The 26,144-nt window shown below is 58.6% G+C and carries 20 protein-coding genes; 10 read left to right on the top strand and 10 right to left on the bottom strand.

Annotation, left to right across the window (positions count from 1 at the left end):
* Positions 1-1,851, top strand: coding sequence for a dihydroxy-acid dehydratase (ilvD, locus tag MOQ06_RS17280; protein WP_242174131.1), 1,851 nt, complete (start codon positions 1-3; stop codon positions 1,849-1,851).
* Positions 1,852-1,853: 2 nt separating this feature from the next.
* Entirely contained in the window at positions 1,854-3,398 is a 1,545-nt protein-coding gene (gene ilvA, locus MOQ06_RS17275) for a threonine ammonia-lyase, biosynthetic (RefSeq protein WP_242174450.1), read from the top strand.
* Here the strand turns inward: ilvA and ilvY are convergent.
* The gene (ilvY, locus tag MOQ06_RS17270; protein ID WP_148422466.1) at positions 3,395-4,285 is read right to left on the bottom strand and encodes an HTH-type transcriptional activator IlvY; all 891 of its coding nucleotides are present in this window, start codon (positions 4,283-4,285) and stop codon (positions 3,395-3,397) included. The two genes, ilvA and ilvY, sit on opposite strands and share 4 nt — an antisense overlap.
* 152 nt (positions 4,286-4,437) lie before the next feature.
* Between ilvY and ilvC the strand changes: the two genes are divergently transcribed.
* A complete protein-coding gene (ilvC, locus tag MOQ06_RS17265; protein ID WP_242174129.1) occupies positions 4,438-5,913 on the top strand; it encodes a ketol-acid reductoisomerase in 1,476 nt (491 codons plus the stop codon).
* Between the two features lie 38 nt (positions 5,914-5,951).
* Here ilvC and trmL read toward each other — a convergent pair whose 3' ends face one another.
* The 5 genes from trmL to lldP all read right to left on the bottom strand — a co-directional run bounded on the left by trmL (position 5,952) and on the right by lldP (position 11,601).
* Complete coding sequence (gene trmL / locus MOQ06_RS17260; protein ID WP_006808633.1) at positions 5,952-6,425, bottom strand: tRNA (uridine(34)/cytosine(34)/5-carboxymethylaminomethyluridine(34)-2'-O)-methyltransferase TrmL; 474 nt, start codon at positions 6,423-6,425, stop codon at positions 5,952-5,954.
* A gap of 45 nt (positions 6,426-6,470) precedes the next feature.
* On the bottom strand, positions 6,471-7,811 hold the full coding sequence (locus MOQ06_RS17255) for an aromatic acid/H+ symport family MFS transporter (RefSeq protein WP_242174127.1): 1,341 nt from the start codon (positions 7,809-7,811) through the stop codon (positions 6,471-6,473).
* Positions 7,812-7,991: 180 nt separating this feature from the next.
* A complete protein-coding gene (lldD, locus tag MOQ06_RS17250) occupies positions 7,992-9,179 on the bottom strand; it encodes an FMN-dependent L-lactate dehydrogenase LldD (protein WP_242174126.1) in 1,188 nt (395 codons plus the stop codon).
* The gene (gene lldR, locus MOQ06_RS17245) at positions 9,176-9,949 is read right to left on the bottom strand and encodes a transcriptional regulator LldR (protein WP_148422470.1); all 774 of its coding nucleotides are present in this window, start codon (positions 9,947-9,949) and stop codon (positions 9,176-9,178) included. The genes lldD and lldR overlap by 4 nt, the downstream gene beginning before the upstream one ends.
* Positions 9,946-11,601, bottom strand: a complete 1,656-nt coding sequence (gene lldP / locus MOQ06_RS17240) for an L-lactate permease (RefSeq protein WP_003860175.1) — start codon at positions 11,599-11,601, stop codon at positions 9,946-9,948. Before lldP ends, lldR begins: the two co-directional genes overlap by 4 nt.
* Before the next feature lie 1,097 nt (positions 11,602-12,698).
* On the opposite strand from lldP, the gene MOQ06_RS17235 reads away from it, so the two are divergent.
* Genes MOQ06_RS17235 through MOQ06_RS17220 form a run of 4 tightly spaced genes read left to right on the top strand, consistent with a single transcriptional unit; the run spans position 12,699 to position 17,571 of the window.
* Positions 12,699-13,280 (top strand): fimbrial protein, encoded by a 582-nt coding sequence (locus MOQ06_RS17235; RefSeq protein ID WP_176609213.1) that lies wholly within the window; start codon positions 12,699-12,701, stop codon positions 13,278-13,280.
* Between the two features lie 31 nt (positions 13,281-13,311).
* On the top strand, positions 13,312-13,983 hold the full coding sequence (locus MOQ06_RS17230; protein ID WP_176609214.1) for a molecular chaperone: 672 nt from the start codon (positions 13,312-13,314) through the stop codon (positions 13,981-13,983).
* Positions 13,984-13,986: 3 nt separating this feature from the next.
* Positions 13,987-16,467, top strand: a complete 2,481-nt coding sequence (locus tag MOQ06_RS17225) for a fimbria/pilus outer membrane usher protein (RefSeq protein WP_242174124.1) — start codon at positions 13,987-13,989, stop codon at positions 16,465-16,467.
* Between the two features lie 9 nt (positions 16,468-16,476).
* Complete coding sequence (locus MOQ06_RS17220) at positions 16,477-17,571, top strand: fimbrial protein (protein ID WP_242174121.1); 1,095 nt, start codon at positions 16,477-16,479, stop codon at positions 17,569-17,571.
* A gap of 34 nt (positions 17,572-17,605) precedes the next feature.
* Here MOQ06_RS17220 and MOQ06_RS17215 read toward each other — a convergent pair whose 3' ends face one another.
* From MOQ06_RS17215 to MOQ06_RS17200, 4 genes are all read right to left on the bottom strand, one after another.
* Positions 17,606-17,968 carry a YibL family ribosome-associated protein gene (locus tag MOQ06_RS17215; protein WP_148422476.1) on the bottom strand — a complete coding sequence of 121 codons (363 nt, stop codon included), beginning with the start codon at positions 17,966-17,968 and terminating at the stop codon, positions 17,606-17,608.
* 58 nt (positions 17,969-18,026) lie between these two features.
* Entirely contained in the window at positions 18,027-18,617 is a 591-nt protein-coding gene (gene mtlR / locus MOQ06_RS17210) for a mannitol operon repressor MtlR (RefSeq protein ID WP_242174118.1), read from the bottom strand.
* Positions 18,614-19,762 carry a mannitol-1-phosphate 5-dehydrogenase gene (gene mtlD / locus MOQ06_RS17205; RefSeq protein WP_242174115.1) on the bottom strand — a complete coding sequence of 383 codons (1,149 nt, stop codon included), beginning with the start codon at positions 19,760-19,762 and terminating at the stop codon, positions 18,614-18,616. Before mtlD ends, mtlR begins: the two co-directional genes overlap by 4 nt.
* 102 nt (positions 19,763-19,864) lie before the next feature.
* Positions 19,865-21,772 (bottom strand): PTS mannitol transporter subunit IICBA, encoded by a 1,908-nt coding sequence (locus tag MOQ06_RS17200; protein ID WP_242174112.1) that lies wholly within the window; start codon positions 21,770-21,772, stop codon positions 19,865-19,867.
* A gap of 436 nt (positions 21,773-22,208) precedes the next feature.
* Between MOQ06_RS17200 and MOQ06_RS17195 the strand changes: the two genes are divergently transcribed.
* From MOQ06_RS17195 to selB, 3 genes are all read left to right on the top strand, one after another.
* Positions 22,209-22,817: a glutathione S-transferase gene (locus tag MOQ06_RS17195; protein ID WP_242174111.1), complete on the top strand. Its 609-nt coding sequence runs from the start codon at positions 22,209-22,211 to the stop codon at positions 22,815-22,817.
* A gap of 103 nt (positions 22,818-22,920) precedes the next feature.
* Positions 22,921-24,306 (top strand): L-seryl-tRNA(Sec) selenium transferase, encoded by a 1,386-nt coding sequence (gene selA, locus MOQ06_RS17190; protein WP_242174109.1) that lies wholly within the window; start codon positions 22,921-22,923, stop codon positions 24,304-24,306.
* Positions 24,303-26,141, top strand: a complete 1,839-nt coding sequence (gene selB, locus MOQ06_RS17185; protein WP_242174107.1) for a selenocysteine-specific translation elongation factor — start codon at positions 24,303-24,305, stop codon at positions 26,139-26,141. The genes selA and selB overlap by 4 nt, the downstream gene beginning before the upstream one ends.
* Positions 26,142-26,144: the final 3 nt, after the last annotated feature.

The raw sequence follows: 26,144 nt of genomic DNA, 5'->3' as shown, positions 1-26,144 counted from the left end.
ATGCCTAAGTATCGTTCAGCCACCACCACCCACGGTCGTAACATGGCGGGTGCCCGCGCGCTCTGGCGCGCCACCGGAATGACCGACGCCGATTTCGGCAAGCCAATTATCGCCGTGGTGAACTCCTTCACCCAGTTTGTACCCGGCCACGTACACCTGCGCGACCTCGGTAAACTGGTAGCCGAACAAATCGAAGCCTCCGGCGGCGTGGCAAAAGAGTTCAACACCATTGCGGTGGATGACGGTATCGCGATGGGGCACGGGGGCATGCTCTATTCACTGCCGTCGCGCGAGCTGATTGCCGACTCGGTGGAGTACATGGTCAACGCCCACTGCGCCGATGCGATGGTCTGTATCTCCAACTGCGACAAAATCACCCCGGGGATGCTGATGGCCTCCCTGCGCCTGAACATTCCGGTGATCTTCGTCTCCGGCGGCCCGATGGAAGCGGGGAAAACCAAGCTTTCCGACAAAATCATCAAGCTCGACCTGGTCGACGCGATGATTCAGGGCGCGGACCCGAAAGTGTCTGACGAGCAGAGCGACCAGGTGGAACGCTCCGCGTGTCCGACCTGCGGCTCCTGTTCCGGGATGTTCACGGCTAACTCCATGAACTGCCTGACCGAAGCGCTGGGCCTCTCTCAGCCGGGCAACGGTTCGCTGCTGGCAACCCACGCCGACCGCAAGCAGCTGTTCCTTAACGCCGGTAAGCGCATCGTTGAATTGACCAAGCGCTACTACGAGCAGGACGACGCCAGCGCGCTGCCGCGCAACATCGCCAGCAAAGCCGCGTTTGAGAACGCCATGACGCTGGATATCGCCATGGGCGGTTCCACCAACACCGTGCTGCACCTGCTGGCCGCCGCGCAGGAAGCCGAAATCGACTTCACCATGAGCGATATCGACAAGCTCTCCCGCAAAGTGCCACAGCTGTGTAAAGTCGCGCCGAGTACCCAGAAGTACCACATGGAAGATGTGCACCGCGCGGGCGGCGTCATCGGCATTCTCGGCGAGCTGGATCGCGCCGGGCTGCTGAACCGCGAGGTGAAAAACGTGCTTGGTCTGACGCTTCCGGAGTCGCTGAACCAGTACGACGTGATGCTGACCAAAGACGACGCGGTTAAAAACATGTTCCGCGCCGGCCCGGCCGGTATTCGCACCACGCAGGCGTTCTCGCAGGATTGCCGCTGGGACACGCTGGATAACGATCGCGCCGAAGGCTGCATCCGCTCGCTGGAACACGCCTACAGCAAAGACGGCGGTCTGGCCGTGCTGTACGGCAACTTCGCGGAAAACGGCTGCATCGTGAAAACCGCAGGCGTGGACGACAGCATCCTGAAGTTCACCGGCCCGGCAAAAGTGTACGAAAGCCAGGACGAGGCGGTAGAGGCCATCCTCGGCGGCAAAGTGGTGGAGGGCGACGTGGTGGTCATCCGCTATGAAGGGCCGAAAGGCGGTCCTGGCATGCAGGAGATGCTCTACCCAACCACCTTCCTGAAATCCATGGGACTCGGTAAAGCGTGTGCGCTGATCACCGACGGTCGTTTCTCCGGCGGCACGTCTGGCCTCTCCATTGGCCACGTTTCCCCGGAAGCGGCAAGCGGCGGCAACATCGCGATCATCGAAGATGGCGACCTCATTGAAATCGACATTCCGAATCGCGGCATTCAGCTCAAGCTGAGCGACCAGGAAATCGCGGCCCGTCGTGAAGCGCAGGAAGCGCGCGGCGACAAAGCCTGGACGCCGAAAGATCGCCAGCGTGAGGTCTCCTTCGCCCTGCGCGCTTACGCGAGCCTTGCCACCAGTGCAGATAAAGGCGCGGTGCGCGATAAATCTAAACTTGGGGGCTAATGATGGCCGAGTCACAACCCTTATCCGCCACCCCCGAGGGGGCGGAATATTTAAGAGCGGTGCTGCGCGCGCCGGTCTATGAAGCCGTGCAGGTCACGCCCCTGCAAAAAATGGAAAAACTCTCCTCGCGCCTCGACAACGTGATCCTGGTGAAGCGCGAAGACCGCCAGCCGGTGCACAGCTTCAAGCTGCGCGGCGCCTACGCGATGATGGCCGGGCTGACGGACGAGCAAAAAGCGCGCGGCGTGATTACCGCCTCGGCGGGCAACCACGCGCAGGGCGTGGCGTTCTCCTCTGCCCGTTTAGGGCTGAAGGCGCTGATCGTGATGCCGGTCGCTACCGCGGATATCAAGGTTGACGCGGTGCGCGGGTTCGGCGGCGAAGTGCTGCTCCACGGCGCCAACTTCGACGAAGCGAAAGCCAAAGCGATCGAGCTGGCGCAGCAGCAGGGCTTTACCTGGGTGCCGCCGTTCGACCACCCGATGGTGATTGCCGGGCAGGGCACGCTGGCGCTTGAGCTGCTGCAGCAGGACGCCCATCTCGACCGCGTCTTCGTCCCGGTAGGCGGGGGCGGCTTAGCCGCGGGCGTGGCGGTGCTGATCAAACAGCTGATGCCGCAGATCAAGGTCATCGCCGTTGAAGCGGAAGATTCTGCCTGCCTGAAGGCGGCGCTGGATGCCGGACATCCGGTGGATCTGCCGCGCGTCGGGCTGTTTGCCGAGGGCGTGGCGGTGAAACGCATTGGCGATGAAACGTTCCGTCTGTGCCAGGAGTATCTCGACGATATCGTCACCGTCGACAGCGACGCAATCTGTGCGGCGATGAAAGATCTCTTCGAGGACGTGCGTGCGGTGGCGGAACCGTCCGGCGCGCTGGCGCTGGCGGGCATGAAAAAGTACGTTGCCCGGCACAACATTCGCGGCGAACGCCTGGCGCACGTGCTGTCTGGTGCCAACGTGAACTTCCACGGCCTGCGCTACGTTTCCGAGCGCTGCGAACTGGGTGAACAGCGTGAAGCGCTGCTGGCGGTGACCATCCCGGAAGAGAAGGGCAGCTTCCTGAAGTTCTGCCAGCTGCTGGGCGGCCGCTCGGTGACGGAGTTTAACTACCGCTTCGCCGATGCCAAAGACGCCTGTATTTTTGTCGGCGTGCGTCTGAGCCGCGGCGTGGAGGAGCGCAAAGAGATCCTCAGCCTGCTGCATGAAGGCGGCTACAGCGTGGTCGATCTTTCTGACGATGAAATGGCGAAGCTGCATGTGCGTTATATGGTCGGCGGTCGTCCGTCGAAGCCGCTAAAGGAGCGCCTGTTCAGCTTCGAGTTCCCGGAATCGCCGGGCGCGCTGCTCAGGTTCCTGCACACGCTGGGCACGCACTGGAACATCTCGCTGTTCCACTACCGCAGCCACGGCACCGACTACGGCCGCGTGCTGGCGGCGTTCGAGCTGGGCGATCACGAGCCGGATTTCGAAACGCGCCTGAACGAGCTGGGCTATGAGTGTCACGACGAAACCCACAACCCGGCGTTCCGCTTTTTCCTGGCGGGCTAGTGGTTCGGCAGAATGTTCCAGAACGCATCGATAAGCGGCTCATGCAGCCGCTTTTTTTGTGCGCACACGCCAAGCTCGAACGGCGTCTTCTCGTCGCTGCGCTCCAGAATCATCACGCGGTTGCGCACCGGCTCCGGGCTGTTTTCCAGCACCACTTCCGGCAGCAGCGCCACGCCGCAGCCGAGCGCCACCATTGACACCATCGCCTCATGGCCGCTGACCGTGGCGTAAATCGACGGGTTGCTGATCTTCTGACGGCGGAACCACAGCTCAATGCGGCGGCGCACCGGGCCCTGATCGGCCATGATAAACGGCACCGTCGACCAGTCCGGTTTCTCCACCGAGACCTGATTACGCACCGGGCAGGGCAGCGCCGGGGCAATCAGCACCACCGCCAGATTCTCCAGCATCGAGAATGCCACCGCGCCCGGCAGCGTTTCGGGCTTCCCGGCGATGGCGAGATCCGCTTCGCCCGTCACCACTTTTTCCATCGCGTCGGCGGCGTCGCCGGTGGTGAGCTTGATTTCAACCGACGGATGCGCCGCGCGGAAGCGGTCAAGGATGGGGGGAAGATGGCTGTAGGCGGCGGTCACGGAGCAGAAAATATGCAGCTCGCCGGAGAGTGACGGTCCCTGCTGGTCGATGGTGTGCCGCAGCTGCTGATACTGCAGCAACGTCTGCTGGGCAAAGATGCGCAGCTCCTCACCGGCCTCCGTGAGCGTGACGGTGCGGTTATCGCGCACGAACAGCGGTTGGCCAAGGTCTTCTTCAAGGCGCTGGATCTGGCGCGAAAGCGTGGAGGGACTAACGTGCATCGCCCGGGCGCTGCGGCCAAAGTGACGGCTTTCCGCCAGATGCAGGAACATTTTCAAATCGCGTAAATCCACCGATTCCACTCCCTCTTTTTATATTGCAAAAATTGCAACATGACGTTGTGAATATATCAATTTCCGCAATAAATTTCCTGTTGTAATGTGGGTACATTCTCGCTGAAACGCGAACCGAACAATAAGACACACAACATCACGAGGTATCACCCATGGCTAACTACTTTAATACACTGAACCTGCGCCAGCAGCTGGCGCAGCTGGGCAAATGCCGCTTCATGGCGCGCGATGAATTTGCCGATGGCGCGAGCTACCTTCAGGGTAAAAAAGTGGTCATCGTCGGCTGTGGCGCGCAGGGTCTGAACCAGGGCCTGAACATGCGTGACTCCGGGCTGGATATCGCCTACGCCCTGCGCAAAGAAGCGATTGCTGGGAAGCGCGCTTCCTGGCGTAAAGCGACCGAAAACGGCTTTAAAGTGGGTACCTACGAAGAACTGATCCCGCAGGCGGATCTGGTGGTAAACCTGACTCCAGACAAGCAGCACTCTGACGTTGTGCGTTCCGTACAGCCGCTGATGAAAGACGGCGCCGCGCTGGGTTACTCCCACGGCTTCAACATCGTTGAAGTGGGCGAGCAGATCCGTAAGGACATCACCGTGGTGATGGTGGCACCAAAATGCCCGGGTACGGAAGTACGCGAAGAGTACAAGCGCGGCTTCGGCGTGCCGACGCTGATCGCGGTTCACCCGGAAAACGATCCGAAAGGCGAAGGCATGGCCATTGCCAAAGCATGGGCAGCGGCTACCGGCGGTCACCGTGCGGGCGTGCTGGAATCCTCCTTCGTTGCTGAAGTGAAGTCTGACCTGATGGGCGAGCAGACCATTCTGTGCGGCATGCTGCAGGCCGGCTCCCTGCTGTGCTTCGACAAGCTGGTGGAAGAGGGCACCGACCCGGCATACGCGGAAAAACTGATTCAGTTCGGCTGGGAAACCATCACCGAAGCGCTGAAGCAGGGCGGCATTACGCTGATGATGGACCGCCTGTCCAACCCGGCAAAACTGCGCGCGTTCGCACTCTCTGAACAGCTGAAAACCATCATGGCGCCGCTGTTCCAGAAACACATGGACGACATCATCTCCGGCGAGTTCTCCTCCGGCATGATGGCGGACTGGGCGAACGACGATAAGAAACTGCTGACCTGGCGTGAAGAAACCGGTAAAACCGCGTTCGAAACGGCGCCACAGTTCGACGGTAAAATCAGCGAGCAGGAGTACTTCGATAAAGGCGTACTGATGATCGCGATGGTGAAAGCGGGCGTTGAGCTGGCGTTCGAAACCATGGTGGATTCCGGCATCATCGAGGAGTCTGCGTACTACGAATCACTGCACGAGCTGCCGCTGATCGCGAACACCATCGCCCGTAAGCGTCTGTACGAAATGAACGTGGTTATCTCTGATACCGCAGAATACGGCAACTACCTGTTCTCTTACGCCTGCGTACCGCTGCTGAAAGAGTTCATGACCACCCTGCAGGCAGGCGATCTGGGCAAGGCTATTGCGGAAGGTGCGGTAGACAACGCGCAGCTGCGTGACGTAAACGAAGCCATTCGCAGCCACGAAATCGAGAAAGTGGGCCAGAAACTGCGCGGCTACATGACCGACATGAAGCGTATCGCGGTAGCGGGCTAACAACGACGAATCGGGTGGCGCAAGCCACCCGACTTGCTTCAGCTACGCAGTATCGCGCCGGGATATCCCAACTGGCGCCACGCCTCATACACCACCACCGACACCGCATTCGACAGGTTCATGCTGCGGCTGTCCGGCATCATCGGAATACGAATTTTTTGTTCAGCCGGTAAAGCATCCAGAATAGTGGCCGGCAGGCCGCGGGTTTCCGGGCCAAACATCAGATAATCCCCATCCTGATAGCTTACCGCGCTGTGCGCAGGCGTGCCTTTTGTGGTCAGGGCAAACATGCGCTGCGGCTTCTCTGCTTCCAGAAACGCGGCGTAATCGTGATGGCGAACCACGGCGGTAAATTCATGATAATCCAGCCCCGCGCGGCGCAGGCGTTTGTCGTCCCACGTAAAGCCCATCGGCTCAATAATGTGCAGACGAAAACCGGTGTTGGCGCACAGGCGGATGATATTGCCGGTGTTGGGTGGAATTTCTGGTTCGAATAAAACGATGTTAAGCATGCTGCCCCCTTAATTGCGGGGGCAGAATAGCAGAAAAGAGAGCGACTAGGCGACGCCGGGTTCATGCGCGCGGCAGCGCAGCATTTTGTAGCAGGTGGCCGCCGCGGCCACCAGGGCGGGCACGCTGAGGATCATTAAAATACTGTCCGCCTGCCACTGCATGGAAAGCAGCTGGGCGCTGGTCATGGTTCCCGCCACGCCGCCAAAGCGGCCGATCCCCTGCATCCAGGCGATGCCCGTGGCGCGGCATTCGGTAGGGTAAAAGGTGGCGGCCAGGGTTTGCATTCCCGACTGTGCGCCGTTCATCGCGATCCCCATCAGGAAAATCAGGCCGCCAAACAGGGCGATATGGTTATGCTCAAGGCCAAGCAAAAGAATGAGGCCCATCGTCAGCATGAATCCTCCCGCGACCACCTTGTGCGCTTCCCAGCGGTCCATCATCCAGCCCGCGAGCAGAATGCCTGCGGTACCGCCGAAGGTGAACAGCGAGGTGAGCCAGGCGGATTCCGCCAGCGCATAGCCCATCCCCTGCATCAGCGTCGGCATCCAGCTAAGCAGGACGTAGTAAATGACCAGCCCCATAAAGTAGGTGACCCACAGCATCAGCGTGCCGGGAAGCCAGGGCATGGAAAAAAGCTGTGCCACGCTCCCCTTTTTAGCGGCAACCTTTTCCTCCGCCAGGAAAAAGCCCGTGACGCCGTCAAGCGTGCTGCGGGCAAACCGGCCGGCGATGCGGCGAACCTGCGCGACGTCTTTCCCGCGCTGCACCAGAAACTTCACCGACTCCGGCAACAGCAGCGCCAGCAGCAGCGTTAAAACCAGCGGAGCAATCGCGCCGGTCAGCAGCACGCTTCGCCAGCCGTGGTGAGGGATAAGGCAGGAAGAGATCGCGCCGCCGCCTGCCGCACCCAGAGGGAAGCCGCAGTACATGGTATTAATCGCCATGGCGCGGCAGCGCCTGGGGGCAAACTCTGAGATCAGCGTGATGGCGTTAGGCATCGCGGCGCCGAGCCCCAGGCCCGTCAGGAACCGCCACAGCGTCAGGGTATTCAGGCTTTGCGCCCAGGCCGTGCCCAGGCTCGCAAGGCCAAAGAACAGGCACGAAAAGATCAGCACGCGCTTGCGCCCCATCCGGTCCGATACCGGACCTGCTATAAGCGCCCCGAGCGACAGCCCCAGCAGCGCCGCGCTCAGCACCGGCCCCAGATCCTGTTTTTGTATACCCCACTCCGCCGACAGCGTCGGCGCGATGTAACCCATCGCGGCGGTATCGAAGCCATCGATCGCCAGAACCAGGAAGCCCAGCACAATAAGAAGCCAGTGAAACCCTGAAAAGCGACTTTCATCGATCACCTGCTGAATATCCACCCGACCTGAATACGTCATACGCTCCCCTCCGATGTAATGTTGTTTTTGTGTTCTTGTATTTGCTTGTCTATACAATTGCGGAGAGGCGTGGCGTGTCAAATTTTCTTATCCAGAATGTTACGCAGGTGTTATTTTCGACAAAAAAAAGCGCCCGAGGGGGAGTCGGGCGCCTGAGAAACGTATATCAACTAAAAACGATCAGGCCGCGTTCCCCTGGGAAAGGGGAGCCAGCGCCGCCGGCAGCTTGCTGAGTTCCTGCACCAGCGAATCCTTGCTGATTTCTTTTATCGTCTTCGCGCCGGTCAGGGTCATCGCCACCTTCATCTCTTTCTCAATGAGGTTCAGCAGGTTCGCCACGCCCGCCTGGCCGCTGGTGGCCAGCGCGTACAGGTAGGCCCGGCCCAGCAGCACGCTGTCGGCGCCGAGGGCAATCATGCGCACCACGTCCAGCCCGTTGCGGATGCCGCTGTCGGCCAGGATCGCGATATCGCCCTTCACCGCATCGGCAATGGCGGGCAGCGCGCGGGCGGAAGAGAGCACGCCGTCGAGCTGGCGTCCGCCGTGGTTAGAAACCACGATCCCGTCCGCGCCGAAGCGCACCGCGTCGCGCGCATCTTCCGGATCGAGGATCCCTTTGATCACCATCGGGCCGTCCCAGAATTCGCGGATCCACTCCAGGTCCTTCCACGAGATCGACGGATCGAAGTTGTTTGCCAGCCAGCCGATGTAATCCTCAAGCCCGGTCGGTTTACCGAGGTAGGCCGAAATATTGCCCAGATCGTGCGGACGACCGTTCAGGCCTACGTCCCACGCCCACTGCGGATGCGTAACCGCCTGCCAGTAGCGGCGCAGGGCGGCGTTCGGGCCGCTCATGCCGGAGTGCGCGTCGCGGTATCGCGCGCCGGGCGTTGGCATATCGACGGTAAAGACCAGCGTTGAGCAGCCCGCCGCTTTGGCGCGCTCGAGCGCGTTACGCATAAAGCCGCGATCGCGCAGGACGTACAGCTGGAACCACATAGGGCGCTTGATGGTCGGTGCGACCTCTTCAATCGGGCAGACGGACACGGTGGAAAGGGTAAACGGAATGCCTTTGGCATCCGCCGCGGCGGCGGCCTGCACCTCGCCCCGGCGGGCATACATACCGCACAGGCCAACGGGCGCAAGGGCCACCGGCATGGAGAGCGTCTCGTTAAATAGTTTTGTCTCAAGGCTCAGGTCAGACATATTCTTCAGCACGCGCTGGCGCAGGGCCACTTCCGAGAGATCTTCCACGTTGCGGCGCAGGGTATATTCGGCATACGCCCCGCCGTCGATGTAGTGGAAGAGGAACGGCGGCAAAATGCGCTGCGCCGCGGCGCGGTAGTCACTAGCTGCTGAAATAATCATGCTTTGTTCTCCCTGGAAATATCACTGTCGCCGGGCAGACGGGTAATACGCGCCTGTCGGGCCTGATCTTCATCGAATCGTTTAATGGTGGTGTGCACGAAGCCCAGGTGCGCCATCATTGCCTTACGCGCGGCTTCGGCATCGCCTGCCAGAATGGCGTTGAGTACCGCCTCGTGCTGTTCGGTCAGCTGAGCAAACACGGGCGGAACCAGATACATGCGCTGGCGGCTCTGCTTCACGGAGGATTGCAGCAGGTCGAAGAAACCTCGCATGGTTTGCAGCAGCACCACGTTGTGCGACGCCTCGGCAATCGCCAGATGAAAACGCACGTCGGCCTGGGAGGCGATATCGGGGTCGCTGCTTTGCGTGGCCTCAAAGCAGGCTTTGAGCTTCTCTTTGTCGGCCTCGGTTGCCCGCATCGCCGCATGCCAGGCGGTACTGGTTTCGATGGCGTGGCGCGCTTCGAGGATATCGAAGCTGTAGTCCGGATCGTTTTCCATCAGCGTTTTCAGCGGCTGAACGATGTTTTGCTCGGACCAGTCATCATGCTGCCAGCGCACGAAGGTGCCGCCGCCGCGACGGCTCAGCAGCACCCCTTCGCTGACCAGCGTCGCCAGCGCTTCGCGCAGCGAATTACGCGATACGCCAAGCTGGGCGGCAAGCTGGCGCTCGGCGGGCAATCTCATGCCCGCCTCCAGCTGTTGTTCTTCAATCAGCGCCCGCACGCGAGTGGCAATCTCGTCGGACAGGCGTCTGGGCATCACTATCATGGGATCATCCAGGTTAAGACATAGGCCTGCAGGGTGGTAATAACGCCCACCATGCAGGTAAATATCAGGCTGTGCTTCACGGTAAAGCGGAACAGATCCGACTCTTTACCCACCAGTCCCACCGCGGCACAGGCAATGGCGATGGACTGCGGGGAGATCATTTTGCCGGTCACGCCGCCGGTGGTGTTCGCCGCGACCAGCAGCACATCCGAGACGCCAATCTGCTGCGCGGCCGTTGCCTGCAGGGCGGCAAACAGGGCGTTTGAGGACGTATCTGAACCGGTCAGGAACACCCCCAGCCAGCCGAGGAACGGCGAGAAGAAGGTAAAGGCGTGGCCGGTATGGGCTAATGCCAGCGCCAGCGTCGACGACAGGCCGGAGTAGTTCGAGATAAACGCGAACGCCAGCACCATGCCGATGGAGTAAATCGGCAGCATCAGCTCTTTAATCGTCGCCGCAAAGGTCTGCACGGCGGCGGCCGGCTTCATGCGCAGCCACACCACGGAAAGGATAGCCGCAAACAGAATGGCCGTACCGGTTGCCGAGAACCAGTCAAACTTAAACACCGCCGCATACGGCGTGGCGTCGTGCACCACCGGCGGCATGCGGGCGACCATTTTGTCGAGGAACGGCACGGAGATGTTAATCACCATGTCGTACAGCGCGCCGCCCGGGGCGAACAGGGCCTTAAACGGCGGGATGCTCCACAGCGTTACGGTGGCGGTCAGGAACAGGAACGGTGACCACGCGCGGACGATCTGCCCGGCGGTATAACCCGTGCGGGCGAGCGTCTGATCCACGTGCGACGCGCCCATATCGGCAAAGCGGAAGATGCGCACCGGCTGCCAGCGTTTCAGGAACAGCGTCAGACAGACCAGCGACACCAGGGAAGAGATGATGTCCGGCAGCTCAGGCCCAAGGAAGTTGGAGCTGAGATACTGGGCAATCGCGAACGAACCGCCCGCCACCATTACCGCAGGCCAGGTCTCCTTCACGCCGCGCCAGCCGTCCATAATCGCCATGATCCAGAACAGCACGATAATGGTCAGGAACGGCAGCTGGCGGCCAACCATCTGGCCAATCTCAAAGCTGTCCAGCCCGGTCACCTGTCCGGCCACCAGAATCGGAATACCCATCGCGCCAAACGCCACCGGCGCGGTGTTCACGATCAGGCACAGGCCAGCGGCATACAGCGGATTAAAGCCCAGCCCGACCAGCAGCGCGGCGGTGATCGCCACCGGCGCGCCAAACCCTGCCGCCCCTTCAAGGAACGCCCCGAAGGAGAAGCCGACTATCAGCATCTGTAAACGCTGGTCCGGCGTAATGGAGAGAATCGACGAGCGAATGATGTCGAACTGCCCCGTTTTCACCGAAATTTTGTAGACAAAGACCGCGGCGATGATGATCCACGCAATCGGCCACAGGCCGTAGAAGAAGCCATACACCACGGAGGCCAGCGCGCGATCGACCGGCATTTTGTAGAAAAACAGCGCCACCAGCAGGGCGATGGCAACGGTATACGTCGCGGCGAGGTAGCCCTTCAGCTTGAGCTTAATCAGCGCAAAGAAGAAGAACAGGATCGGAAGCGATGCGATCAGGCTGGAAAGCCAGATATTCCCGGCCGGATCGTAGTTTTGTTGCCAGAGGCTCATGCAGGTCTCCTGAGGACCACACGGCTTGCGCTGCGGGTGAGTCTCCGCTCATCTCTGCGTCACACGCTGTGTAAAAGTGGTCCATCCAATATTGTGATGTAGGGGTAATGACAATGAATGGTTAATCAAGTGTTGCTATTCAGCAATGCTTTTGTGAAGTGAAGCAGTAAAACTGTGAAGGATGGTTCGCTTTGGAGTCGATTGGTAGGACCAAAAGGCCTGCGCAGATCGTTCATTTATGACGCAGACGTAGGCTGCGGGTTGAGCAGCGTTCCGCCACCGTGGGCGGGCACGGCGGGTAAAATATGATGATAAAAATGCCTGTTTGCGCTATTTACGTTAAGCGCCTAAGATGGATTTGTTTTATTTTAGTTTACGATAAAGGGACAATTTGTAAACTGCATGATTTATTTAAGAGAAATATAAATTTTTTTTAGGTAAAAATGCGAAATATAATATGTAGCAAAAAATTTTAATTAAGATAAATTTCACATATAGATTTTAACAGCGTATTACAAACGATCAATTGCTGATCAATAATGAAAAATTCTGCGTTTAAGCGTTTTTGCAGAATAATCGCAAAGATGTCTCTCCTGCTTTAACTTTTCATCCTAATAATGATCTGAAAAAAATTGATCAAACATTGATCAGTCAACTGTTTTTTTAATTTCATAACGGAACTAGAAGGGAGGGAATAGTTTTGTGGGTAAGCAAAACAGGTAAAAATTGTTACATTGCTGTTAATTCCAAAATGTTTATAAAACATGCTGCACCCTTTTCGATACGTAGACGTTATTAGGTATTTGATTTACTATTTATGTCGATGCTGCGTTACGGAAGAAAATAAATTCCTTTTTAACCTTAAAGTATTCATTGTTATTTTCTGCCTAGGGTATTTCTCTCCTGTGGGATATACATTTATGGCTTAAGGAAAATATATGGATTATCACATCGGGATGGACCCCATGCTTTACTAAGAGGTCGCATCACCAACTCTATTAGTACCCTTTGGTGACGTTTCTAAGTTCTTATAGCGATTATTCGATCAGGTACGACAAATCTATATCTGTTTTATTTACAGAGGGTTTTACTTTCAAATGAAAATCAAAAATGTGGCGCTGGCATTTGCCGCGGCGGGGTTTCTGTTATCTTCTCAGGCGGTGCTGGCAAGCAGTGGTTCAGATGTTACTGCTAATCTGGATACAGGCGCTGGTACGCAGGGCACAGGCGGGGTAATCAACTTCACCGGTAAGATAACCCTTATTTCCTGTGATATTACTCCAGCGTCAAAAAACAAAACCGTAGACCTTGGGGCGTGGGCGAAGAGCTACTTCGATGAGCACGTCGAAACAACGCCGCGTGAGTTCAAAATCAACGTCGAAAAATGCCCGGAAACGGTTGAATCCGTTGCGGTGCTGTTTGACGGGAATAAAGATGCGGAAGATGACTCGCTGTTGCAGGTTACGCCTGGCACGGGCATGGCGACGGGTGTCGGGGTGAAGCTTTATAACAGCGACCGCAGCACGGCTATTAAGCCGGGCACGGTTTCAAAAACCGCCGCACCAGATGAAAAAGGCAATGCAGAATTAACGTTCTATGCCGCACTGGACAAAGATGGAGCGCAAATCCAGGCGGGTGATGTCAACGCCGTGTCCAACTTCCTGATGGTTTATAACTGATTTTTTTCAGCCACCTCCAGAGATAATAGAGATGAAACGTTTATCGTATATTATGCTCACTGCATTAATGGTTAGCTCTGCGTCAGTTTCCGCAGGCGTAGTAATGGGCGGGACACGGATCGTATACCCGCAAAACAGCAAGGAGGTGGCATTTTCTGTTTCTAATATGGAAAGTGCAGTTCCCTATCTGATTCAGTCGTGGGTTGAGAATGACGCCGAAGGGAAAAATCACGCCGCGCCATTTATCGTCACTCCGCCGCTGTTCAGGCTTGATCCGGATCAGACCAATACGCTGCGTATTCAATATACCGGCGCGCCGCTGCCCGCAGATCGCGAATCCGTATTTTGGCTCGATATTAAAGCCATTGCGCCAAAGCCAAAAGAGAGCAGCAACGAATTACAAATTAACGTTAAATCGAAATTTAAAATATTCTACCGCCCTGAAAATCTGAAAGGCGATGCCGCAACGGCCTGGCAAAAGGTGAGGTTTTCACATACGCCAAAAGGGCTTAAGGCCACCAACCCGACGCCGTACTACGTCTCTTTTTATCGCCTCAGCGTTTCTGGGCATAAAATTGAGCAACCGGGCATGATCGGCCCAGGCGAAACCCGCGAATGGCCTGTGACAGCCTCCGGCAGCGTTACCTGGTCGGCTATTAATGATTTTGGCGCGATTACCGCTACCCGGTCGCAGCCTCTTTAAACCATGCCTTCTCGCCTGTTTCGTTATGCGCCACTGTCGGTGCTGCTGCTCAGCTTCAGCCGCACAGGATGGGCCGAGGATTATTTCGATCCCGCCGCGCTGGAGCTCTCCTCTGCCGAACAGAAAACGGCGGATCTGCACTATTTCTCCGAAAAGGGCGGGCAGATGCCCGGCACGTGGCTCGTAACGATTGAGGTTAACGGACGCGAGGAACGGCATCAGGAGCTTACCTTCGTTAATGAGAAAGGCAGCCTGCAGCCCGTGCTTAGCGTGCCGCTGCTGGAGGCGCTCGGGGTGAATGTGGGGGCGATCCCGGCGCTTTCCCGGTTGCACGAGGGAAAGACCTTCACGCATATCGCCGATTTTATCCCGGCGGCGCGAACCTCCTATGATTTTAACCAGCAGCGCCTGTTTATCAGCCTGCCGCAGGCGGCGATGACGCACCGCAGCCGTGGCTATGTGCCCCCCTCGCAGTGGGATGACGGTATTCCGGCGGCATTTGTTGATTACAGCCTCACGGGCGGGCAGGCCCATCATCAAAACGGCGACACGACGTCAAGCTACCTCAGCCTGCGTAACGGCGTAAACCTGGGACCGTGGCGGTTGCGTAATACGTCGGCCTGGAGCTACAGCAACGCGGGCGGCGATCGTTTTCAGTCACAAAGCAGCTGGCTGGGCAGGGATATTCGCAGCCTGAACAGCCAGCTGCGGATCGGCGATGCCTGGACCGCAGGCGATCTGTTCGATAGCGTGGCGTTTCGCGGGGTTCAGCTCTCGTCCAGCGAGAGCATGTTACCCGACAGCCAGCGCGGCTTCGCGCCGACAATCCGCGGCGTCGCGCACAGCTATGCCAGGGTTTCCGTTTCGCAGAATGGCTATGTGATTTATGAAACCTGGGTTGCCGCCGGGCCGTTTGTTATTAACGATCTGTTCCCCGGCGCGCAAAGCGGCGATTTGCAGGTGACCATCACCGAAAGCGACGGCTCGAAACGCGTATTTACCCAGCCTTATTCTGCGGTGCCGTTTATGCGGCGCCAGGGCAGCCTGAAATACAGCCTCAATGCCGGACGCTTTCACTCCGGCGCCAGCGATGCCCGGTCGCCGGACTTTGTTGAAGGCGCTTTTTTCTACGGCCTGTTCTCCAGTATGACGGTGTACGGCGGCTTTCGTACCGCGAATAACTACCAGGCCGGCGCCATTGGCGTGGGCAGAGGGTTTGGCGCGTTCGGCTCGCTGGGCGTTGACGATACGCTGGCAAAAAGCCGTTTACCTGACGGCAAAAGCGTAATGGGGCAGGCGTGGCGCATTCAGTATCAGAAGGATTTTAATACCACCGGCACCGCCTTCAACCTGGCGAGCTATCGCTATGCCTCACGCAACTTTTATGAGTTTAGCGAGCTGAATCAGTCTGACAGCCAGCAGCTACGGCTCAATAACCGCCGTAGCCGCTCGCAAATAACCTTCTCACAGACGCTGGGGCAGTTCGGCAGCCTTAGCGTTTCGGCGTGGATGCAGGATTACTGGCACACCTCCGGGCAGGACAAAACCATTCACCTTGGCTGGTACACCAGCTGGCGGGGCATTTCATGGGGAGCGGGGTATGACTACACCGACTCAGCGCGTGAGCAACATCCCGATCGCACCGTGTCGTTTAACATCAACGTCCCGCTCGGTAACTGGCTGCCAGGCAGTTCGGTCAGCTACTTCATCAATAAAAATAACCGTGGGATGTCCACGCAGCAGGTATCACTCAACGGCAGCGCGCTGGCGAACCGCAACCTCAACTACAGCGTTCAGCAGAGTAAAGCCAGCGGGGGACAAGCCGACAGCACCAGCCTGGCGCTGCAATACAACGGCGGCTACGGCAACGTAAGCCTCGGGTACGACCGCAGCCGAAACGGCGATAATGCCAGTCTCGGCCTCGCCGGGGGCGTTATCGCCACCCGGTATGGCGTCACGCTCAGCCAGCCGCTGGGCGATAGCGTCGCCCTCCTGCGCGTGCCGGGCGCGGCGAACGTTGAGCCGGAGGGCTACAGCGGCATCCATACCGACAGCCGCGGCTACGCGGTCATGCCCGCGCTTTCGGCCTATCGTAAGAATACCGTCAATCTTGATACGGCGACGCTTGGCGAAAACGTCGACGTTGAGCAGAGCGGGCTGACGCTCGTTCCCACCAGCGGCGCGGTGGTGCTGGCCAATTACGCAACGCACATTGGCTATCGCGTGCTGTTCTCCCTGCGATACCACGGCGAGCCATTGCCGTTTGGCGCGCAGGCAGAGGTGGTGGAGCAAAACCGCCGTTCAGCCAACCGAAGCATGGTGGCTGACGGCGGCCAGGCTTACCTGAGTGGAGTACCGGAGCGCGGCACGCTGCGCGTAACCTGGTATGAAGACGGGGAGCCGCGTCAGTGCCAGACGCCGTTCAGGCTGGGGTCGGCTCATATGGCCCCCGGCATCGCTACGCTGTCTCTTGAGTGCCACTAGAGGAATATCATGCGTCACTTTATTCAATGGGTTTTCTATCTCAGTCTGCTTTCTCTTTTTGGCATGCTGAGTTTTCATGCGCACGCTCAGGCCTCACCCTGCCGCACCACGCGCGATCAGTGGGTTGTCCAGGTACCCTACGCCATTGGATATGCTCCCGGCACCGCGGACTGGACGCCGGTTTCCGCGCCGATACAGTCTACCGGGGCGGATTTCTACAGCTGCGATGGCGGTAGTGACCCCTGGCGTAGTATCGGATTTGTCGGGCTGTATAAACCCGTCGGCACCGTGATGGGGGAAGACGGTGCGCCGCGTCACGTCTACAAAACCCAGATTGACGGCATCGGCTACGCGCTCGGGTTCCGCGAGCAGCAGTACTGTGGTGCGGATGCCGTGCGGTATATTGACGGCACCAGCCCGGTAGACGGCAACGAGTCCCGGCGTATCTGCGACGCCTCACAGAACCCTGCCTTTGCCAGCGCCCCAACGTATAAATTGCAGTTCTGGGTGGTGTTTTACAAAATCCCGACGACCAGCCCCATGCCTGACGATAACGCCAACTCCCAGGAGCAAAACGTCGGATCGCTGGTTTTGCAGGCGGGAGAAAACAAAGCCAGCGCGACTAACGTCGCGACGCCGGTGCAGATCCGTCTCGCCAGCTTCACGGTCAGGCATACCAGCTGTTCCGTTGGATCCCGCAGCATTCTGGTACCGATGGGAACCGTAAGCCAGCGTGAATTTCACGGCACAGGCTCCCGCGCCGGGGGCGGACGCTTCAGCATTCCGGTGACCTGTGAAAATAACACGACGGTGAAGATGGGCTTCTTCGGCGATACCGCGCCGGGCAACGATCGGGCGCTGGCGTTAACGAAGCAGCAGGACAGCGCCAGCGGCGTCGGAATCGAACTGCTTTATGGCGACAATACCGGTGCGGTTCAGGGGCAGGTGGTGCCGTGGAACACCCCGCAGGTATCGGCGCTTGGACAGGTGGGCGATAACCAGACGCAGACCTTCTGGTTTGATGCGCATTATATTCAGACCGAAGAGAACGTGACGGCGGGAAAAGCGGATGCGATGGCCACGTTTAACCTGATTTACAACTGAGTTTTCCCCTGCCGCAGCGGCAGGGGAAGCGGGATCAGAATGCGGTTTTACTAAAACCCGTCATCTCTTTCAGGCCCATTTCGCGGCCAAGCTCGGTCATCGGGTGCACCACCACCAGGCCACGGACGCTTTTCTTCAGCTTGCCCATGTCGGCCTGCTCTTTTTTGGTGATCGCGCGGCGGTGCGGCATGTTCATCAGCTTCTGCGCTTCTTTGCTCAGCTTCTGGCCTTTCACTTCGCGCAGGCGCTCGATTTCCGCTTCCAGCTTCACGGACTCTTTTTCCAGCTCGGCATACTTCTCGGCGGCATCGACCAGAGAGAGGTCGGCCATCTGGTGGCGGATCAGATCCAGGCGGTCGCTCAGGCGTTTAATTTCGTTCTTTTCGACTTCTTTCATGACAAATAACTCTGAAAACGGGGGATTTACAGGGAAGGATACACCAATGTGTGCGGGCTTACTTCTGAAACGCTTTTTTTAAGCTGATTTTAGAAATCAGCTCGGTCAGGGAAAGCACCATGGTGGAGCGGACAACCTGCTGATAACGCTGCTTTTGCATCGCGTACAGCTCAGGGTCGCTGTTATCAAACTGAGGTGCGGGGGGAAGCGCGGATACACAGTGCAGTTCGCCGAAGGGCCCCAGAATCTCGTCATCGTTAAAGGTGTATTCATTACCGTCATGATTCAGCTCTTCGCGCAGCGCCATCAGCAGCTCGGCGTCTTCATACTCTTGTCGGTTCAGCACGCCAAGACCATAGATCAGCTTCAGCCGTACCGACAAATCGCCCAGCGGTCCGTCTCCGTCCAGTAACGGTTCTACAGCATACTTTACCGCGTAGTCGTCTTTGCGAAACACCTGAAGCACCAGAATGTTCACCGCCTCGGTTAACAGCTCGACGGCGGCAATCAGGAAACTTCGTACGGTTTTGCCAGCATTCAGACGCTCAAGCACACGATTTTCAAAGGCCTGGGTTTGTTCCATTATTGCCTGCATATCTGACAATCTGTTATTCGGGCGCAGGCTAGCCTGCGCCGGACTCTGCATCATTTGGTTGCGTTATATGCGCTTACCGCCTCCGCAACCACGTCGCTGCTGGCTTCCAGACCGGAGATCTGCGCCAGCGCAGCCTGCGCGCCTTTGCTGTCAATCAGCTGGGCCAGCTCAATCGCCTGCGGATCCTGCTCGCTGCGGTAGTGCATCGCCGCAGCAATGCCCTTCACCAGGTTAGCGTGCGGCAGGCCGTACTCCAGCGTGCCCAGCAGCGGTTTAATCAGGCGATCGCCCGCGCTCAGTTTACGCAGCGGCTGACGCCCAACGCGCTCAACGTCATCTTTCAGATACGGGTTTTCAAAACGACCGAGGATTTTCTGGATGTATGCTGCATGTTTGTCAGCATCAAAACCGTAGCGTTTGATCAGCACCGCGCCGCTCTCTTCCATTGCCCCTTTGACCACCGCACGGATGTTCTCATCGAGGATCGCGTCGCGAATAGTCTGGTGACCGGCCAATTTCCCGAGGTACGCGGTTATAGCATGCCCGGTGTTCAGCGTGAAGAGTTTACGTTCGACAAATGCCATCAGGTTATCGGTTAATTCCATTCCCGGAATGCTCGGCAGCGCGCCTTTAAACTGGGTTTTATCGACGATCCACTCGCTGAAGGTTTCCACGGTGACTTCCAGCGGATCGTGAGTGGCGGATTCGGACGGCGGGACGATGCGGTCTACGGCGGAATCCACAAACCCGACGTGCGCTTCAACCCAGGCTTTGTCTTCGTCTGCGACAGCCGCAAGTACATGGCCTTTCAGCTGCGTAGTGCCGCGCACCATGTTTTCGCAGGCGATGATGTTCAGCGGGGAGTCGATACCCTGCGCCTTACGCTTCGCCAGGCCTTTTGCGATCGCCGGGGCGATACGCTCAAGCACCACCGGACCCACGGCCGTGGTGACGAGATCGACGCTCGCGATGAGGTCAATCACGTCGTCGCCAATGCTGCTGACCGCGTTCACGCCGGAGACCGTTTCAACCTGTTCGTTTTCACCCACCACGTGAACCTGATAGCTATGACGGGCATTCAGGGCATCCAGAACCACCTGATTCACATCGGCGAACGTCAGGGTAATGCCCGCATCTGCCAGCAATTTACCGATAAAGCCACGACCAATATTACCTGCGCCAAAATGTAATGCTTTCATAGTGTTAACCTTCATCAATGTTTTTACCCGAGAGGGCTGGGGTGAGAAACGTTATCCCCTCACCCTAGCCCTCTCCCCGGAGGGGAGAGGGAGGAGACGCTGTTATTTGTTAAGCAGTGCCAGTACTTCTTCCACGCTGGTGGTATTGGCCAGACGCTCAATGACGGTTTCGTCGTCCAGGGCGTTGGTCAGGCTGGTAATCACCTGAATGTGCTCGTTGTTGCGAGCGGCGATACCAATCACCAGACGGGCGATGTCGTCCTCTTCTTCACCGAAGCGCACGCCGTCCGGATACTGGCAGAACACCACGCCGGTTTTCAGCACGCGGTCTTTCGCTTCAACCGTACCGTGCGGCACCGCGATGGATTCACCCAGGTAGGTTGGGGTCAGTTTTTCGCGTTCCAGCATGGCGTCAACGTATTCAGGCTGAACGTAGCCGCCTTTCACCAGCTGCTCGCCGGCAAAGCGAATGGCCTCTTCTTTATTGGTCGCGGTGCGGCCAAGGAAGATGTTTTCTGCGCCCAGCCTGAACAGGTGCGCGTTGCTCTCGTCGAAGCTGTCCTGAAGGCTGGTACGCACTTTCACTTCGTTATCTTCATGGCGCTGCGCCGCCACCAGACGTTCGGTCAGGCTGGAGTACAGGCTGCTGTCCAGGAAGTTGGTCAGGGAAATGTGCTGTGCCTGCGGCACCTGACGCATGGCGCGTTCGGTCAGATCGCGGTGCGTGATGACCAGGTCAACGTCCGGCGGCAGGCTGTTAATCGCGCTGTTGGTAACGGAGATGTTGGTCAGACCCGCATCCTGCACTTTCTTACGCAGCACGCCCGCACCCATTGCGCTGGAACCCATACCGGCATCGCAGGCAACGATGATTTTACGCACGTGGCTCAGGTCGTTAGAGACATCACCGGCCGCCAGCGGGGTCGCGCCTTTGGATTCCGCCTTCATGTCATGCATACGACGGGTTGCCGCTTCGATATCGTCGTCTTCTTTCACTTTGCTGGTTTTCAGCAGGATGGCAGAGACAACGAAGGAGACCGCCATGGCCGCACAGATCGCCGCGATATTGGCGAAGTAGGCGCCTTTCGGGGTCATCGCCAGCACCGCCAGGATAGAGCCTGGGGAAGCCGGAGAGACCAGACCGCCGCCCAGCACGCTCAGGGTGAACACGCCGGTCATACCGCCGAGGATAACGGCCAGGATCAGGCGTGGGTTCATCAGCACGTACGGGAAGTAAATTTCGTGAATACCGCCCAGGAAGTGGATGATTGCCGCGCCGCCAGCAGACTGCTTCGCGCTGCCGCGACCGAAGAACATATATGCCAGCAGAACGCCCATGCCCGGACCTGGGTTGGCTTCAATCAGGAAGAAGATGGACTTGCCGAGATCGTGAGACTGCTGAATACCCAGCGGCGAGAAGATACCGTGGTTGATGGCGTTGTTCAGGAACAGGATTTTCGCCGGTTCAACAAAGATAGACGCCAGCGGCAGCATGTCGTGCGCCACCATGAAGTTAACGCCCGCCGCCAGCAGCTTAGACAGCACTTCAACGGCCGGACCAATGCCGAGGAATGCCAGAATCGCGAGGATCATCCCGATGATGCCCGCGGAGAAGTTGTTCACCAGCATTTCGAAGCCGGACTTGATTTTGCCATCAACCCAGACGTCGAATTTCTTAATGGCCCAGCCGCCCAGAGGACCGGCAATCATCGCGCCGAGGAACATCGGCATATCCGCACCGACGATAACACCCATGGTTGTGATGGCACCCACTACGCCGCCACGGTCACCGCCTACCAGACGACCACCGGTATAACCGATGAGCAGCGGCAGCAGGTAAGTAATCATTGGGCCAACAAGCTTCGCCAGCGTTTCGTTAGGCAACCACCCTGTCGGAATAAACAATGCGGTGATAATACCCCACGCGATAAACGCGCCGATATTTGGCATCACCATGTTGCTGAGGAAACGACCAAAGCTTTGAACTTTGATCTTGAAATCGGATGACATAAAACACCCCTTCTTATGTTTACGCTTAGGCTTGCGGCCCGAGGTTTATCGTTAATGTGCGGCGGCAGAGGTAGCCGGGCCCTGTTCTGATGTTGTGAAATCTGGCACTGAATCGTTCAACTGTCCAGACAGCGAAATTTTGTGTGATCGTCGTCACGTAAATGTAGGGGGTGAGGATATTAATGAAGTGATCGGGATCACATATCAGGTGTGTAAAAAAAATACATCGCACGAAATTTCGCCAGAACAGGCGCTTTTTTGTGATGATTATCACATTGTCAGGTTGGCGCTTTGTTTTCGAGTTGTGACTGAATTCACAAAATATTTTTATGCAGATTTCTCCCGTATCACCTAAGGACAGGAATGCGATACGCCTGCCTGCCTTTTTGCCCGGCTTGATCCATACTGACCTCTTTGTGGGCATTAAGGATAAGCAATGAAACTCATCGGCAGTTATACCAGTCCTTTCGTGCGTAAAATTTCGATTCTCCTGCTGGAGAAGGGGATCGAATTTGAATTTGTGAATGAACAGCCGTACAGCGCTGAGAACGGCGTTGCGCAGTACAACCCGCTGGGGAAAGTTCCGGCGCTGGTAACGGACGAGGGCGACTACTGGTTTGACTCCCCAATTATTGCGGAGTACGTCGAGCTGCTCGGCGTTGCGCCAGCCATGCTGCCAGCGGATCCCAAAGCGGCGCTGGCGATGAAGCAAATCGAGGCCCTGGCGGATGGCATTATGGATGCGGCGCTAGCCTCCGTGCGCGAGCAGGCAAGGCCCGCCGCACAGCAGTCAGAGAACGAACTGCTCCGCCAGCGTGAAAAAATCAGCCGCAGCCTCGATATGTGCGAACAGCTGATCCGCGACGGCAAAATTCAAAGCGATAGCCTGAATCTGGCGACGATTGCCATCTCCTGCGCCATTGGCTACCTCAATTTCCGCCGCGTCTCCCCCGGCTGGTGCGTGGATCGTCCCCTGCTGGTCAAACTCGCGGAGACGCTCTTCCAGCGCGAAAGTTTTGCCCGTACTGAACCACCAAAGGCTTGACGCGGGTTATAACACTTCCTGGCGGGAGGCGGTACAATCCCCCCACATGTTAACTCCCTCTCCCGTTGGGAGGGGGGAAGATATTTACTCGCCAGGCGCATTCATGACTACTCATCATTCCCTCTACAGCCAGATCCCCGCTACCGATCGTCTGCTTCGAGATCCGAACATTGCCGCGGTGCTGGCGCGGTTCGGCCACGCTGCGACGGTCGACATGCTACGCCAGCTTCAGGACGACGCGCGTCGCCATATTCAGGCTGAAAACGCGCTTCCCGGCTGGTGCGCGGGGTGGGTGCAGGAGGTCGAACGCAGGCTGAGCGAGCACGCCCAAAGCGCCTTGCGCCCCGTTATTAACCTGACGGGCACGGTACTGCACACCAATCTCGGCCGGGCACAGCAGGCGGAAGACGCCATTGAGGCAGTGGCCCAGGCCATGCGCTCGCCGGTGACGCTGGAGTACGATCTGGACGGCGCCGGGCGCGGGCATCGCGATCGCGCGCTGGCGGATCTTCTCTGCCAGATTACTGGCGCGGAAGATGCCTGCATTGTGAATAACAACGCGGCGGCGGTGCTGCTGATGCTGGCGGCCACCGCGAGCGGGAAAGAGGTTGTAGTATCCCGCGGCGAGCTGGTCGAAATTGGCGGGGCGTTTCGTATTCCGGATGTGATGCGCCAGGCGGGATGCACGCTGCATGAGGTGGGCACGACCAACCGCACCCATGCAAAAGATTATCGCGCCGCGGTAAATGAGAACACCGCGCTGCTGATGAAGGTGCATACCAGTAATTACCACATCGAAGGGTTTACCAAAACGGTGGAAGAAGCCGGGCTGGCCGCCATCGGGCGCGAGCTCGGCGTGCCGGTCATAGCCGATCTGGGCAGCGGTTCGCTGGTGGATATGCGCCAGTACGGTTTGCCGAAAGAGCCAATGGTGCAGGAGGCGATCGCCGCCGGCGTGAGCCTGGTCAGTTTCTCCGGCGACAAGCTGCTGGGCGGGCCGCAGGCGGGAATTATTGTCGGCAAGCGCGAGCTGATCGCGCAGCTACAGCAGCACCCGCTGAAGCGCGCCCTGCGTGCCGATAAAATGACGCTGGCCGCGCTGGAAGCGACGCTGCGGCTCTATCTGCATCCGGAAAAACTGGCTGACCGCCTGCCCACGCTGCGGTTGTTAAGCCGTGATGCGGCTTCCATTCGCGCGCAGGCGCAAAGGCTGCTGCCGCAGGTTGCCCCGCATTACCCTGAGTTTGAGGTGCGGAGTGAACCCTGCCTTTCGCAAATTGGCAGCGGCTCGCTGCCCGTGGACCGGCTGCCGAGCGAAGCGCTGACGTTCACCCCGCGCGACGGGCGCGGAAGCCAGCTTGAGGCGCTGTCGGCGCGCTGGCGCGCCTTACCGACGCCGGTCATTGGCCGTATCGGTGAAGGCCGCCTGTGGCTGGATTTACGCTGTCTTGAAGATGAAGTGCGGTTTCTGGAGATGATGTTGAAATGATTATTGCCACCGCCGGTCACGTTGACCACGGCAAAACCACGTTACTGCAGGCGATTACGGGCGTAAATGCCGACCGTCTGCCGGAAGAGAAAAAGCGCGGCATGACCATTGACCTGGGCTATGCCTACTGGCCGCAGCCCGATGGCCGCGTGCTGGGCTTTATTGACGTGCCCGGCCACGAAAAGTTTCTTTCCAATATGCTCGCGGGCGTGGGCGGTATCGATCACGCTCTGCTGGTGGTCGCGTGCGACGACGGCGTGATGGCGCAAACGCGCGAGCATCTGGCGATCCTCCAGCTGACGGGAAACCCGCAGTTAACCGTAGCCCTCACCAAAGCGGACCGCGTGGACGACGCGCGTATCGACGAGGTACGCGCTGAGGTGCAGGCGACGCTACGCGAATATGGTTTTATGGATGCTGCGCTTTTCGTCACCGTGGCGACAGAAGGGCGCGGTATCGACGCCCTTCGCGACCATTTGCAGCAGATTCCGTCTCGTAAGCATGCCGGCCATCACCGCTTCCGCCTGGCGATCGACAGGGCGTTTACCGTTAAGGGGGCGGGGCTGGTGGTAACCGGCACCGCGCTGAGCGGGGAAGTTAACGTGGGCGATACCCTGTGGCTGACGGGCGTTAGCAAACCCATGCGCGTGCGCGGGCTTCATGCGCAAAACCAGCCGGTAGAGCGGGCCCACGCCGGGCAGCGTATCGCCCTGAACATTGCGGGTGATGCGGAGAAAGAGCAGCTCAGCCGCGGCGACTGGCTGATGTCTGACGCCCCGCCAGAGCCGTCTGAGCGGGTAATCGTCTCTCTTCAGACCCACACGCCGCTGGCCCAGTGGCAGCCGCTGCACATCCACCACGCGGCCAGCCATATCACCGGCCGCGTGTCGCTGCTGGAAAACGATCTCGCCGAGCTGGTGTTCGATTCCCCGCTCTGGCTTGCGGATAACGACCGCCTGGTTCTGCGCGACATCTCCGCGCGCGAAACCCTGGCGGGCGCCCGCGTGGTGATGCTGAATCCGCCCCGTCGCGGCAAGCGTAAGCCCGAGTATTTACAGTGGCTGGCCGCGCTGGCCAGGGCCCATGATGATAAATCCGCGTTAGATGCCCATCTTGAGCGCGGTGCGGTGGATCTGACCGCGTTCGCCTGGGCGCGCCAGCTCAGCGGCGAAGGGCTGCGCCTCCTGACGCAGGAGCCCGGCTTTATTCAGGCCGGTAACAGCCTGCTGAATGCGCCGGTGGCGGCAGGCTGGCAGCGCAAAGTGCTGAGCACGCTGGCGACCTACCACGAACAGCATCAGGATGAGCCAGGCCCGGGCCGTGAACGTCTGCGGCGCATGGCGTTGCCGATGGAAGACGACGCGCTGGTGCTGCTGCTGATTGAAAACATGCGCGCCAGCGGGGCGATCGCAAGCCACCACGGCTGGCTGCACCTGCCCGATCACAAGGCCGGTTTTACCGCCGACCAGGAAGTGGTCTGGCAGAAAGTGGCGGCGCTGTTTGGCGATGAACCCTGGTGGGTGCGCGATCTGGCGCGTGAAACCGGTACCGATGAGCAGCTGATGCGTCAGGTGCTGCGCCATGCGGCGCAGCAGGGCATGATTGTGGCGATCGTGAAAGATCGTTATTACCGCAACGATCGGATCGTGGCGTTCGCGAACCTGATCCGGGAGCTGGATCGGGAGCGCGGATCAACCTGCGCCGCCGATTTCCGCGATCGGCTGAACGTGGGGCGCAAGCTGGCGATTCAAATCCTGGAGTACTTCAACCGCATCGGGTTTACGCGTCGCCGGGGCAATGACCATGTGTTACGCGACGCGCAGCTGTTCCCGTAAGCG

The organism is Enterobacter sp. I4, from assembly GCF_022669095.1.
GTDB lineage: Bacteria > Pseudomonadota > Gammaproteobacteria > Enterobacterales > Enterobacteriaceae > Enterobacter > Enterobacter pasteurii.
Note: the sequence above shows the minus strand (reverse complement) of the source record. Positions and strands in the feature narration are given on the sequence as shown.